The following is a 13673-nucleotide window of genomic DNA, read 5'->3' on the forward strand; positions in this document are numbered from 1 at the left end:
CGCCCCGCCGCAGGCACCCCACGCCCCCGCCCCGCCGCCCGGTCACGGCGGTGCGACGCCCCCGCCGGGCTACGGCCAGCCGCCCGCGCCCGGTGTCATGCCGGGTCAGCAGGCCCCCCACGGAGCTCCGCAGGGGATGCCCCAGGGCACCGGGCCGACGACGCCCGGCGTGCTCGGCGCGCTGCAGATGTTCAAGGAGACGCCCACCGGGCAGCGCTGGACCCCGCAGAACGACAAGCTCATCCGGGTCGACCTCGGCATGGGCGGCCAGCCCGTGCTGGCCCGGCAGGGCAGCATGGTGCTGTACCAGGGCAAGGTCGACTTCAGCTACAAGGGCGCCGGCTTCACCGGCCGCGTCGTCGGCAACGCCACCGGCCAGGAGATGCAGCTGATGCGCTGCACCGGCCAGGGCCAGGTGTTCTTCGCCGAGGACGCCACGATGCTGCACCCGATCGAGCTCCAGGGCGACGCCGTGTGCGTGTCCGCGGAGAACGTCCTCGCCTTCGACGAGAGCCTCCAGTACGAGGTCCGCCGCATCGAGGGCCACGGCATCCCCGGCGGCGCGCTGTTCACCATGCAGTTCCAGGGCACCGGCACCATCGTCGTCAAGACCCACGGCGTGCCCGTGGTGCTGCCGGTCACGCCCACCACGTTCGCCGACTGCAACGCCGTGGTCGCCTGGTCGGCCGCCTCCCAGGTGGTCGTCTCCAGCCAGGTGAGGATGCGCCGCAACTCCTACCCCGGGGACACGGGGGAGAGCGTCAACCTCCAGTTCCGGGGCGCGCCCGGGAACTTCATCGTCGTCCAGCCGTACGAGATCTAAAGGGAGCCCGTCATGAACCAGCCACTCGCGGGCTTCGCCCCCGCACCGGTCACCGCCCGCATGGAGAACCACGGCAACCACATGCTGAAGGTCGCCATGCAGACCGGCCATGACCTCTTCGCCCGCGTGGGCTCCATGGTCGCCTACGAGGGCTTCGTCCAGTACGAGCCCAACCCCCCGGCGGTCCGCCAGATCGCCAAGGACTGGCTGACCGGGGAGGGCGCGCCGCTGATGAAGTGCTCCGGCGACGGCCTGCTCTACCTCGCCGACTACGGCGCGGACGTCGTCGTGATCAACCTCAACGGCGACGGCATCTCCGTCAACGCCACCAACCTGCTCGCCTTCGACGCGCACCTCAGCTGGGGCGTGGAGCGGGTCAAGGGCCTGGCGAAGTTCGCCGGCCAGGGCCTGTGGAACACCAGGATCTCCGGGCAGGGCTGGGTCGCGCTGACCTCGCGCGGCAAGCCGATCGTCGTCGACTGCGGCGGCGGGGAGGACGAGACGTACGTCGACCCGGACGCCCTGGTCGCGTGGTCCCCGAACCTCAAGGTGAAGGGCAAGCGCAGCTTCCGTGCCCAGTCGCTGATCGGCCGCGGCAGCGGGGAGGCCTACCAGATGGCCTTCTCCGGTCAGGGCATCGTCGTCGTCCAGCCCAGTGAGGACAGCACCGACCGTCTCCGGGTCCGGGGCTGAGGGGGAGCAACCACACCATGCAGAGCCCGCTTTTCGCCCACAACGACCAACCGACCCAGGACCGCTGGAGCCTGCAGAACAAGAACATGCTGCGGGTCGCCCTGGAGGGCCACGACGACGTCCTGGCCCGCAAGGGCTCGATGGTCGCCTACCAGGGTCTCGTCGAGTTCGACGCCGAGTACCAGAGCCGCGGTCAGGCGCGTGCCCGCATGCGCACCGGTGAGGGACTCGACCTGATGCGCTGCCACGGGCAGGGCACCGTCTACCTCGCCAACCTCGCCCAGCACATCCACCTCATGGACGTGGACCAGGACGGGCTGACGGTCGACAGCAGCTACGTGCTGGCGATGGACTCCTCGCTGCACCACGAGGTCATCGCCGTCGACAGCCAGTACGGCATCTCCGGCTCCGGGAGGTACCAGCTCAACATCACCGGCCGGGGCCGGGTCGCCCTGATGACCTCCGGCATGCCGCTGATGATGCAGGTGACGCCCGACAAGTACGTCAACTGCGACGCCGACGCGATCGTGGCCTGGTCCACCGCGCTGCGGGTGCAGATGCAGGCCCAGACGCACTCCTCCGGTGTGTGGCGGCGCCGGGGCAGCACCGGCGAGGGCTGGGAGCTCAGCTTCATGGGCAGCGGATTCGTCCTGGTCCAGCCCAGTGAGCTGCTGCCGCCGCAGAACGCCCAGATCGGCTCGGGTCTCGCCGCGCAGTACGGCATGGGCCAGCAGGGCGCCCGCGGCCACAACCAGGGCAACGTCTGGAGCTGACGGGCCGGCCGGCCACCGCGGGGCACGGCAGGACGGGTGAGGGGCGGCCGTCACGACGGCCGCCCCTCACCCGTGCGTCCGCGGCATCCCCTCAGACGCCGAGTCTCGTCCGGGCCGCCTGGACCAGACGGACGACGGAGGCGTCGGCCACCTCCGCGACCGCGTCGTAGGGGAACCAGCGCAGGTCCAGCGACTCGTCGCTGATCGCCTCCACGGCACCGGACGGCGGCAGGGCGGCGTACTGCACGTCCAGGTGCCAGGCACAGGGCGTCTCGTGGCGGTCCAGACGCAGGGGACCGCCGGGGAGCAGGGTCAGCCCCGGGATGCCGGACTCCTCGGTGCCCTCCCGCAGCGCGGCGGCGGCCAGGGTGGTGTCGGCCGGCTCGCAGTGGCCGCCCATCTGCAGCCACATGCGCAGCTTCCGGTGCAGGGTCAGCAGCACCCGGCCGCGCTCCGGGTCGATCACCAGGGCGCTCGCGGTGAGGTGGCCGTCCCGGCACGCCTTCCACATGCCGTCCGGATGGGCGGCGAGGTGGTCGAGGTAGGCGTCGCGCAGCTCCGTCTGGTCCTCGTAGCCCTTGAGCACCAGGACGGCGTCGTCGTGCAGGCTCACTTGCCGTCGTCGCCCTTGCTCTCGTCCTTGCTCTTGTCCTCGCCCTCGGCCCGGTCGTCGTCCCCGGTCTCGCCGGTCCCGCCGTCCTGCTTGCGCAGGTCGGGCTTGCCGGCCGCCTCGCCGAGCATCTTGTCCAGCTCGGAGAAGTCCGCCTGTTCGCGGTGCACGAAGCCGTCCGGGTCGTCCAGGTCGGTCGCCGTCGGCAGCATGTCCGGGTGGGCCCACAGGGCGTCCCGGCCGTCCACACCCCGCGCGTCGGTGAGCGAGGCCCACAGCCGCGAGGCGTCCCGCAGGCGGCGCGGGCGCAGCTCCAGACCGATCAGCGTGGCGAAGGTCTGCTCCGCGGGACCGCCGGAGGCACGCCGGCGCCGCAGCGTCTCGCGCAGGGCGTCCGCCGACGACAGCCGGGGCTTCGCCGCCGCGTGCACGACCGCGTCCACCCAGCCCTCGACCAGCGCCAGCGCCGTCTCCAGCCGGGCCAGGGCTGCCTTCTGCTCGGGCGTGTCCTCGGGCTGGAACATGCCCTGCTGGAGGGCTTCCTGCAGCTGCTCGGGGTTCTCCGGGTCGAACTGGCCGACGACGTCCTCCAGCTTGCCGGTGTCGACCTTGATCCCGCGCGCATAGCCGTCGACCGCGCCGAACAGGTGCGAGCGCAGCCACGGCACGTGTGCGAACAGGCGCTGGTGGGCGGCCTCGCGCAGCGCGAGGTACAGCCGCACCTCGTCCTCGGCCACGCCGAGGTCCTTGCCGAACCCGGCGATGTTCAGCGGCAGCAGCGCGGCCTTGCCGGCCGGGCCGAGCGGCAGGCCGATGTCGGACGAGCCGACGACCTCTCCGGCCAGCACACCGACGGCCTGCCCGATCTGCGTGCCGAACATGGCGCCGCCCATGGAGCGCATCATGCCGATCAGCGGGCCGGCCATGGCCTGCATCTCCTCCGGCAGGACGTCGCCCATGGCGTTCCCGACGCGCTCGGCGACCGGGTCGACCAGCTCGCGCCACGCGGGCAGGGTCGCCTCGACCCACTCCGCGCGGCTCCAGGCCACGGCGGAGGCCGCGCCCGACGGCAGCGACGTGGCGTCGTCCAGCCACAGGTCGGCCAGGCGCAGCGCGTCGTCGACGGCCTTGCGCTCGGCGGGCCCGACACTGGCGTCCTTCGTGCCGTCCGACGTGCCCTGCGAGACGGTCTGGCGGGCGATCTGCTTGGCCATGTCCCAGTTCACCGGGCCGCCCTCGTAGGAGAGCATCTGGCCGAGCTGCTGGAAGGCGGCGCCCAGGTCGGTGGGGTTCAGGGAACCGAACATCGCGGCGAACGGATTGTCCGCCCCGGGGCCGCCAAAGCCGCCTGCTCCGGGCGTGCCGAAGCCGAACGGGTTGGCCGGGCCCTGACCACCGCCGCTCTGCGGGTCCTTCTTCTTGCCCTCGTCGCCGTCGTCCGGCTCCTCCGGCGGAAGGCCGAATCCGAATGGGGTGTCACTCACGGGATTCCTCGGCTGGTAGGGCCGCCGGTTCTTTCCGGCGGCACGGCTGCCCGACAACACCACCCAGCGTAGACACCTGAGGCGGATCGGGCCTCGGTGCTTCGCCGACAGACTGCCTGCGGCAGGATGGAGCCACCTGGTACGTACGCGTCGCTTGCGCCCGTACTGAAGACAACCGCTGGAGACGCCTGGTGAGTTCCCCAGATCCGCAGGTTCGCGCAGCGCGAAACCCGTCCGCCCGTCCCGCGCGCGGGCCCGTCGTCGCGGTCACCGGTGCCGCGTCCGGGGTCGGCGCGCTGCTCACCGAGCGGCTGGCCGCCTCGGAGGAGGTCAAGCAGGTCGTCGCCATCGACGAGCGGCGGGGCGAGTGCGCCGACGCCGAATGGCACATCCTCGACGTGCGGGACCCGGCCATCGCGGAGAAGCTGCGCGGCGCCGACGTGGTGGTCCACCTGGCGCTCGACCTGGACCTGGAGACCGACGCCGCCGCCCGGACGGCGTACAACGTGCGGGGAACGCAGACGGTCCTGACCGCCGCCGCGGCCAGCGGGGTGCGGCGCGTGGTGCTGTGCACCTCCGCGATGGTCTACGGCGCGCTGCCGGACAACGAGCTGCCGCTGTCGGAGGACGCCGAACTGAAGGCCACCGCCGAGGCCACCGGCGTCGGCGACCTGCTGGAGATCGAGCGGCTGGCCCGCCGGGCCCCCCGCGCGCACCCCGGGCTGAACGTCACCGTAGTGCGCCCGGCCGTGCTGGTCGGCGGGGGCGCCGACACCGCGCTGACCCGCTACTTCGAGTCGCCCCGGCTGCTGGTGGTCGCCGGTTCGCGGCCCGCGTGGCAGTTCTGCCACGTCGACGACCTGTGCAGCGCGCTGGAGTACGCCGCCGTGGAGAAGGTCGAGGGCGAACTCGCCGTCGGGTGCGACGGCTGGCTGGAACAGGAGGAGGTGGAGGAGCTCAGCGGGATCCGCCGCATGGAGCTCCCCTCCGCGGTCGCGCTCGGCGCGGCGGCCCGGCTGCACCGCATCGGCCTCACCCCGTCCCCGGCCGGGGACCTCGCCTACACGATGTACCCGTGGGTGGTGAGCGGGAGCCGGCTGCACGACGCGGGATGGCGGCCCTCCTACACCAACGAGGAAGTGCTGGAGGAACTGCTGGGGGAGGTCTCCGGCCGGCACACGGTGGCCGGACGGCGGCTGGGCCGGAAGGACGCCACGGCGGCCGGTGCGGCCGGTGCGACGGTGGCCCTGCTGGGCGCGGCGGCCGTGGTGCGGCGCGCCCGCAAGGCCCGGCGCCGCATCTGACCGGAGGGCCGGGCCGGGACCGGTGGGCTCCCGGCGTCCCCGCCCGTCGGCGGGGCGTTCGACGGCCCGCGAGCCGCCGGGCGTCCTGCCGGGCGTCCTGTAGGAGGCTCCAAACGGCACGCGCGTGTGCCGGACGAGTCCGCTCTTCCGCGCCGGAGCGCAGGTGCGGCACGATGGGGGACATGGCATCCACGCACGATCACCCGGGTGAGCAGGCCGCACAGGATCCGATCAAGCTGATCGGGATCCGCGACACGCCGCTCTCCGTGGACGAGGTCCTGCGGGCCGTCGGGGACGACGCCGCGGGCGGCACCGCACTGTTCGTCGGGACCGTGCGCAACCACGACGGCGGAGCCGACGTCGACGCGCTGAGCTATTCGTGTCACCCGAGCGCCGAGGCGGAGATGCGGCGGATCGCCGAAAAGGTCGCCGCCGATTACCCCGTTCGGGCGCTGGCGGCCGTGCACCGGGTGGGTGATCTCGGGATCGGGGACCTCGCCGTCGTCGTCGGCGTGTCGTGCCCGCACCGGGGAGAGGCCTTCGAGGCGTGCCGGAAACTCATCGACGACCTCAAGCACGAGGTGCCGATCTGGAAGCACCAGAGGTTCTCGGACGGCACGGAGGAGTGGGTGGGCGCCTGCTGAGCGCCGCCACGACCTGCCGGACGAAGACCGGACGCCCCGGGCCGGAATCCCGCCGGACCGGGCCGCCGGTTCCGGCCCGCACCTCCGGTTCCGGCCCGCACCTCCGGTTGCGTAACCGCACCCCTGGCGTGAGCGTTGTCACTGCGGATGGTTAATCTGCTGATCAGTCAGTGTTGCGGACGCTCATGGGGTTGGGAGGTCGGCATGGCGGTGCTCGCCTGGTTGCTGATTCCGCTGGTGGCCGCGATCGGTGCCGGACTGTGGGGCAGTTGGGCCGGCCGGACGCGCAAGGCGCGCAGCGACGGGCCGGAGCTCATCGGGTACGCCCGCTTCCGGGAGGCGATGGAGAAGCCCCGGTCCGGCAGCTGAACGGCGGGAAAGCGCAGGTCCACGCAGGACGCCACAGGGCCGCCCGGACGGGCGGCCCTGACGGTGCGCTGACAGACACGTCCCGTACTGTCGACCCATGCCACGCCGCACCGCGACGATGCTCGCCTCCACCCTGATGCTGATCGCGCTCCTGTGCGCGGGAGTCTTCATCCCCGTGCCGTACGCGGAGATGTCGCCGGGGCCCACGGTGAACACCCTGGGCGAGCACGACGGCGAGCCGGTGCTGCAGATCGCGGGGCGCAAGACGTATCCGACCGACGGCCACCTGAACATGACCACGGTGCGGGTCACCAGCGCCGACTACCGGATGAACCTCGTCGAGGCCGTCTACGGATGGCTCGCGCACGACAACAAGGTCGTGCCCCACGACACCCTCTACCCGGACGGCAAGACGGAGGAGGAGTCGACCCAGGAGAACGCGGAGGAGTTCAGCCAGTCCCAGGAGAGCGCCAAGGTCGCCGCCCTGAAGGAGCTGGACGTCCCCGTGAAGTCCTGGGTGATCGTGTCGACGGTCGTCAAGGGCTCGCCCGCCGAGGGCCGGCTGCACGCGGGCGACGTGATCAAGGCCGTCGACGGCAAGAAGGTCGCGGAACCGGCCGACGTCGCCGAACTGGTGACCGCGCACGAGCCGGGCGAGGACGTCGTCTTCACGATCGTGCCGGCCGCGGAGCAGGAGGCCGCCGAGAAGGAGAAGCGGGCGCCGAAGAAGACCGAGAAGGTGACGATCACCACCGCGACCGCCGACGACGGCGGCGAGAAGCGCGCCATCGTCGGCATCTCCGCCGGCACCGACCACACGTTCCCGTTCTCCATCGACATCAAGCTGGCCGACGTCGGCGGACCCAGCGCCGGTCTGATGTTCGCCCTCGGCATCTACGACAAGCTCACCCCCGGCAGCCTGACCGGCGGCCGGTTCGTGGCGGGCACCGGCACGATCGACGACAACGGCAAGGTCGGCCCGATCGGCGGCATCCAGATGAAGACGGTCGGCGCGCGCGACAAGGGCGCCGAGTTCTTCCTCACTCCCGCCGACAACTGCGCGACCGCCGTCAAGGACGTCCCCGACGGCCTCACGCTCGTCGAGGTGAAGACGCTGGAGGACGCCCTCGGCGCGCTGGAGGACATCCGCGCCGGCGACACCGCCGACCTGCCGACTTGCAAGGCCTCCTGACCCGCACGACCGCCCGGGCCGCACGGCCGCCCGGGCCGCACGGCCTCCTGACCCGCGGGGACCGGCGCCCGCCCCGGAAGGGGGCGCGGGGACCGCTCCCCGCGGTCCGGCTACTCCTCGAAGGTGGCCGACAGGGCCTGGGCCAGCCCCGGCACCAGGTCGGAGCCGGTGAGGACCTCCGTCGGGGAGTCCTTCTCCCGCAGTCGCAGGGCCGACTCGCGCCGGCCGTCGCGCAGCACCGCGACCGTCATCCGGACCTCCTGGCGCTCCGGGTGCTCGGCCACCCAGTTCGTCAGCGCCGTCTCGTCCATGCCCTGCGGGACCTGGGCCTCCGCGGACGGGGGCAGGATCAGGCGCTCCACGGTCAGGGCGCAGCCGGTCACCGCGTCCGGCCAGGCGATGGTGCCGAGGAACTCGTCGAGCGGCTTGCCCGCGGGGATCTCGTCCTGCTCGACGGGGGTGAGGGCGGTCGCCTCCGGCTCGCCGTCCAGGCCGAGGCGGTCCGCGAGACCGGGTTGCTCGGCCCGCAGCCGGGCGGTGTCGACGAGGGCGAACAGGCGGGCGGGCTGGTCCCAGCCGAGGCCGGAGACGTACTCGTCGATCTCGAGTACGGCCCTGGTGAGCGGGTGCGCAGCCATGGGTGTGTTGGACATGGTCACAATCTTCTCTCGTTCGGGGCCGGAATCGGGAACCGAGTAAAGGGTTAGTAAGTTGCATAGGTGGGGCCCACGAGCAGCGGGTTCCATACAAGGTCCACGGACACGCGGGCCAGACGAATCAACAGCGAACCTTGAGGTGCCTACCTTGGCTTTCCAGATGCCGGACCGCGGCGGAGGCCCGACGGGGCCACGGATGAGAGTGGGCCGTCCGTCCCGGCGGGTCCGGACCCTGCTCATGACACTGGGCGTCCTTGCCGTCCTCGGCATGGTGTTCACCATGTTCGCGGGGTTCTGGACCGACTGGCTGTGGTATCGCTCGGTCAACTACTCGTCGGTCTTCACGACCACCCTGTGGACCAAGATCGGCCTCTTCTTCGTCTTCGGTCTGCTGATGGCCGCGTCGGTCGGGGTCAACATCTGGCTGGCGCACCGGCTGCGGCCGCCGCTCAGTGCCATGTCGATGGAGCAGCAGAACCTCGACCGGTACCGGATGGGCATCGCCCCGTACAAGAAGTGGCTGCTGCTGGGCATCACCGCGCTGGTCGGTCTGATCGCCGGTGCCTCGGCGTCCGGCCAGTGGCGCACCTGGCTGATGTGGATCAACGGTGTGCCCTTCGGTGAGAAGGACCCCCAGTTCAAGCTGGACGTGTCCTTCTACGCCTTCGACCTGCCGTGGTACCGCTTCCTGCTCGGTTTCGGATTCGCCACGGTCATCCTGTCGGTGATCGCCGCCGCGCTCACCCACTACCTCTACGGCGGGCTGCGCATCACCAGCCCCGGCGCGCGCGCGACGGCCGCGGCCACCGGCCACCTGTCCGTGCTGATCGGCATCTTCGTCGCCCTGAAGGCGGTCGCCTACTGGCTCGACCGGTACGGGCTGGCGGTGAAGTCCAGCGACTTCAAGGCGACCGACAGCTGGACGGGCCTGCGGTACGTGGACGCCAACGCGTATCTGCCGGCCAAGACGATCCTGTTCTGCATCGCCGTGATCTGCGCGCTGCTGTTCTTCGCCACCCTGTGGCGGCGCACCTGGCAGCTGCCCGTCATCGGCTTCGGCCTGATGGTGCTGTCGGCGATCCTGATCGGCGGCCTGTACCCGGCGATCGTGCAGAAGTTCCAGGTCCAGCCGAACGAGCAGGCCAAGGAAGCGCCGTACGTCGAGAAGAACCTCAAGGCGACGCGCGACGCCTACGGCATCGACGGCACCCAGGTCACCGAGTACCCGGGCACCAGCCAGACCGAGGACAAGACCAAGCTGCGGGACGCCGTCACCGACACGGCGAGCATCCGCATCATGGACCCGAACATCGTCTCGCCGACGTTCCAGCAGCTCCAGCAGATCAGGAACTACTACGCGTTCCCGACCAACCTGGACGTCGACCGGTACACCAAGGACGGCAAGGACCAGGACACCGTCATCGGTCTGCGCGAGCTGAACTACAACGGCATCCCGAAGCGGAACTGGATCAACGACCACTTCCGCTACACCCACGGCTACGGCGTCGTCGCCGCCGAGGGCACCAGCGCGGACGCCGGCGGACGCCCGGTCTTCACCGAGTCCGACCTGCCGTCGAAGGGCGATCTGGGCACGTACGAGCAGCGCGTCTACTACGGCGAGCGCACCACCACGTACTCGATCGTCGGCGGCCCCCAGAAGGAGATCGACTACTCCGACGACAGCGGTGAGAAGACCTACAGCTACAAGGGCGACAGCGGCGTCAACCTCGCCAACCCGATCAACCGGGCGGCGTACGCGGTCGCGTTCAGCGAGCCGCAGATCCTGTACTCCGGCGCCATCGGGGACGGTTCGCGGATCCTGTACAACCGCACGCCGAAGGAGCGCGTCGAGGCGATCGCCCCGTGGCTGACCATCGACGGCGACGCCTACCCGGCGGTCGTGGACGGCCGGATCCAGTGGATCGTCGACGCCTACACGACGAGCAACGGCTACCCGTACTCGTCGCGGACGACGCTCGGTGACACCACGGCCGACTCGCTGACCGCCACCAACGACAACCGCGCGGTGGTGGCCCAGCAGAACCAGGTCAACTACATCCGCAACTCGGTGAAGGCGACCGTCGACGCGTACAGCGGCGAGGTCAAGCTCTACCAGTGGGACACCGAGGATCCCGTCCTGAAGACGTGGATGAAGGCGTTCCCGGACACCGTGGAGCCGAAGGGCGAGATCTCCGAGACCCTGATGGCCCACCTGCGGTACCCGCAGGACCTGTTCAAGGTGCAGCGTGAGCTGCTCACCCGCTACCACGTGAAGGACGCCACGACGTTCCTCTCCGGCAGCGAGGTGTGGCAGGTGCCGGACGACCCGACGAACAAGACGGGCGAGACGGTACCCCCGTACTACCTGAGCATGAAGATGCCGGACCAGAAGGAACAGGTCTTCTCGCTCACCACCACGTTCACTCCGAACGGCCGTGACAACCTCAGCGGGTTCATGGCGGTCGACGCGGAAGCGGGCACCGAGGACTACGGCAAGATCAGAATCCTGAAGCTGCCGGCGAGTACGACGGCCGCCGGACCCAAGCAGGTCCAGAGCCAGTTCAACTCGCAGCAGGAGATCGCCGAGTCCATCAGGCTGCTCAGAGGCGGCGACTCCGAGGTGGAGTACGGCAACCTGCTGGCCGTACCGCTCGACGGCGGACTGCTCTACGTGGAGCCGGTCTATGTGCGCGGTGGCGGACTGAAGTACCCGCTGCTGCGGAAGGTGCTCGTCACCTACGGAGGCCAGACCGCCTTCGAGGACACCCTGGAACAGGCCCTCGACAAGGTCTTCGGTACCGAGGGCGATACGAGCCGGCCACCGGGTCAGGACGAGGGCACCGGCGAGGACGAGGGCACCAAGCCGCCGCCCCCGTCGGACAACCCGACGGTCCAGGAAGCGCTCAACGACGCCCAGGATGCGTTCGAGGCCGGCCAGGAAGCCCTGAAGAAGAACGACTGGGAGGCCTACGGCAAGGCGCAGAAGGAGCTCGAGGACGCCCTGCGCAGGGCTGAGGAGGCCCAGTCCGCCGAGGGCGGAGGCGGCGGGGACAGCAGTCCCGCCCCCGACGCCAGCCCGAGCGGCTAGCGAGCTGCCTGGTCAGGCTGGTCAAAGCCCCATCCCGCGCCGTGGTACGGTTCTTTCACAACGGCGCGGGGTGGAGCAGCTCGGTAGCTCGCTGGGCTCATAACCCAGAGGTCGCAGGTTCAAATCCTGTCCCCGCTACTGACGTCGCGAAGTCAGCGACACCAAAGGCCCGGATTCCACAGGGAATCCGGGCTTTTTGGTGTGCGAACGCATGTGCCGACGCGGCCGACAGCCGCGCCGGCGCCGTGAGTTGGGCGATCTGTGTTTGACTTGTCTCTCTGTGGGCATGTCGACAAAACGCTGAAGTGACCTCACTGGCTGCGGTATACCAGGTGTACCCAGGTTGCAGGTGGTGCGACGATGAACGTTATGGGGGACAAGGCAACTCTGTTCGAGACAGGGCGATTTGTGCAGCCCTCCCCTCGCCAGGAGCCTGACGGCGAGGCGGTGGAGGTCACCGACGAGGCGGCCGAGGAGCTGCGCCAGAGACTGGCCGCCGAGGCGGGCGACGTCGAGGCGATGAGCGTGCTCGGCGCCATGCTGCTGCGCCGCGGCGACCTCGACGGAGCCGAACCCCACCTGCGTGCCGCCACCGCCGCCGGCGACCGTGCCGCCGCCAACAACCTGGGCGTCCTGCTCCACCAGCGGGGCTACGCCGACGAGGCCGCCGGATGGTGGCGGATCGCCGCGGTCGCCGGATCCGCCGCCGCCGCGCACGCGCTGGGCCGTCACCACCGCGAGCGCGGCGACGAACCCGCCGCCGAGTACTGGCTGCGCCAGTCCGCCGAACAGGGCCACGCCCTGGGCGCGTACGCCCTCGCCGACCTGCTGGAGCACCGCGGGGACACGGCCGGCGCCCAGCAGTGGATGCGGGCCGCCGCCGAGCGGGGGCACCGGGAGGCCGCCTACCGCCTGGCCCGGTCCCTGGACCGCCGGTCCGCACCGGACAGCGACGAGGACGACGGCGTCGCGGACGGCGGCGAGGCCGAGCAGTGGTACCGGCAGGCCGCGGCGCGGGGCCACCGCCGGGCCGCCCTGCACCTCGGGGCGATCCTGGAGCGCCGGGGCGAGCTGAAGGAGGCCGGCCGCTGGTACCTGACCTCCGCCAAGGACGGCGAGGTGCGGGCCGCCTGCGCGCTCGGGTTCCTGCTCCGGGACGCCGGCGACACCGAGAACGCCGCCGTGTGGTGGCTGCGGGCCGCCCAGGACGGCGACGGCAACGCGGCCAACGCGCTGGGCGCGCTGCACGCCGAGCGGGGCGAGACGCAGACCGCGGAGCGCTGGTACCGCGCGGCGATGGACGCGGGCGACATCAACGGTGCCTACAACCTCGGGCTGCTCTGCGCCGAGCAGGGGCGGACCCAGCAGGCCGAGCAGTGGTACCGCAGGGCCGCCTACGCCGGGCATCGCGAGGCCGCGAACGCGCTGGCGATCCTGCTGCTGCGGGCCGGGGACGAGACCGGCGCGGAGCCGTGGTTCTCCAAGGCGGCGGAGGCCGGGAGCGTCGACGCCGCCTTCAACCTCGGCATCCTGCATGCGGGCCGAGACGAGGAACGGGCCGCACTGCGCTGGTACGAGCGGGCGGCCGCCGCCGGACACACCGAGGCGGCCCTCCAGGTCGGTATGGCCCGGCTGCGCGACGGCGACGAGGGCGAGGCCGAGCGGTACCTGCGCTGCGCCGCGGGGGGCGGCAGCGCGGAGGCCGCCTACCGGCTCGCGACGCTCCTCGACGCCCGCCGTCCGCCGGAGCCCGCGCACGAACTGGGCGAACCGGTGCACCGGCGCAGCGAGTGCGAGGAGTGGTACGAGCGGGCGGCCTCCCAGGGCCACCGGCGCGCCCAGGTCCGGGTCGGCATGCTGGCCGCGGCCCGCGGCGACGTCGTCGAGGCGGCCCGCTGGTACCGGGAGGCGGCCGAGGCCGGTTCCCGCAACGGCGCCTTCAATCTGGGGCTGCTGCTGGCCCGGGAGGGCAGCGAGCCGGAGGCGGCGGTCTGGTGGAGCCGGGCGGCCGATGCCGGGCACGGGCGGGCCGCCCTG

At 71.4% G+C, this 13673-nt stretch carries 12 protein-coding genes and 1 tRNA gene; 10 read left to right on the forward strand and 3 right to left on the reverse strand.

The window, feature by feature from the left end:
* The 3 genes from G3I53_RS01060 to G3I53_RS01070 form a co-directional block, all read left to right on the forward strand.
* Positions 1-823 (forward strand): AIM24 family protein (locus tag G3I53_RS01060; protein WP_164437930.1); only part of this gene is annotated, 823 nt, incomplete at its 5' end.
* 12 nt (positions 824-835) lie between these two features.
* Positions 836-1516, forward strand: coding sequence for an AIM24 family protein (locus G3I53_RS01065; protein WP_164337382.1), 681 nt, complete (start codon positions 836-838; stop codon positions 1514-1516).
* A 17-nt stretch (positions 1517-1533) separates the two neighbouring features.
* Positions 1534-2289 carry an AIM24 family protein gene (locus tag G3I53_RS01070; RefSeq protein ID WP_164337383.1) on the forward strand — a complete coding sequence of 252 codons (756 nt, stop codon included), beginning with the start codon at positions 1534-1536 and terminating at the stop codon, positions 2287-2289.
* 91 nt (positions 2290-2380) lie between these two features.
* On the opposite strand, the gene G3I53_RS01075 is transcribed toward G3I53_RS01070, so the two are convergent.
* Positions 2381-2902, reverse strand: coding sequence for an NUDIX domain-containing protein (locus G3I53_RS01075; RefSeq protein WP_164337384.1), 522 nt, complete (start codon positions 2900-2902; stop codon positions 2381-2383).
* Positions 2899-4383 (reverse strand): zinc-dependent metalloprotease, encoded by a 1485-nt coding sequence (locus G3I53_RS01080; protein ID WP_164337385.1) that lies wholly within the window; start codon positions 4381-4383, stop codon positions 2899-2901. Before G3I53_RS01080 ends, G3I53_RS01075 begins: the two co-directional genes overlap by 4 nt.
* Positions 4384-4574: 191 nt before the next feature.
* Between G3I53_RS01080 and G3I53_RS01085 the strand changes: the two genes are divergently transcribed.
* From G3I53_RS01085 to G3I53_RS01095, 4 genes are all read left to right on the forward strand, one after another.
* Positions 4575-5687, forward strand: coding sequence for an SDR family oxidoreductase (locus tag G3I53_RS01085; RefSeq protein ID WP_164437931.1), 1113 nt, complete (start codon positions 4575-4577; stop codon positions 5685-5687).
* Positions 5688-5869: 182 nt separating this feature from the next.
* Positions 5870-6331: a molybdenum cofactor biosynthesis protein MoaE gene (locus G3I53_RS01090; RefSeq protein WP_164336408.1), complete on the forward strand. Its 462-nt coding sequence runs from the start codon at positions 5870-5872 to the stop codon at positions 6329-6331.
* Positions 6332-6535: 204 nt separating this feature from the next.
* Positions 6536-6700 carry a hypothetical protein gene (locus G3I53_RS33130; protein ID WP_192230718.1) on the forward strand — a complete coding sequence of 55 codons (165 nt, stop codon included), beginning with the start codon at positions 6536-6538 and terminating at the stop codon, positions 6698-6700.
* 97 nt (positions 6701-6797) lie between these two features.
* A complete protein-coding gene (locus G3I53_RS01095) occupies positions 6798-7892 on the forward strand; it encodes a PDZ domain-containing protein (RefSeq protein WP_164336406.1) in 1095 nt (364 codons plus the stop codon).
* A 110-nt stretch (positions 7893-8002) separates the two neighbouring features.
* Here the strand turns inward: G3I53_RS01095 and G3I53_RS01100 are convergent, their stop codons facing one another.
* Positions 8003-8545: a PPA1309 family protein gene (locus G3I53_RS01100; protein WP_164336404.1), complete on the reverse strand. Its 543-nt coding sequence runs from the start codon at positions 8543-8545 to the stop codon at positions 8003-8005.
* A gap of 163 nt (positions 8546-8708) precedes the next feature.
* Here G3I53_RS01100 and G3I53_RS01105 point away from each other — a divergent pair, with 163 nt between their 5' ends.
* The 3 genes from G3I53_RS01105 to G3I53_RS01115 form a co-directional block, all read left to right on the forward strand.
* The gene (locus G3I53_RS01105; protein WP_203592199.1) at positions 8709-11636 is read left to right on the forward strand and encodes a UPF0182 family protein; all 2928 of its coding nucleotides are present in this window, start codon (positions 8709-8711) and stop codon (positions 11634-11636) included.
* 64 nt (positions 11637-11700) lie between these two features.
* Positions 11701-11774 (forward strand) — tRNA-Met (locus G3I53_RS01110).
* A gap of 222 nt (positions 11775-11996) precedes the next feature.
* On the forward strand, positions 11997-13673 hold a 1677-nt coding region (locus G3I53_RS01115), incomplete at its 3' end, for a tetratricopeptide repeat protein (RefSeq protein ID WP_203616645.1).

The organism is Streptomyces sp. SID14436 (assembly GCF_010548465.1).
Lineage (GTDB): Bacteria > Actinomycetota > Actinomycetes > Streptomycetales > Streptomycetaceae > Streptomyces.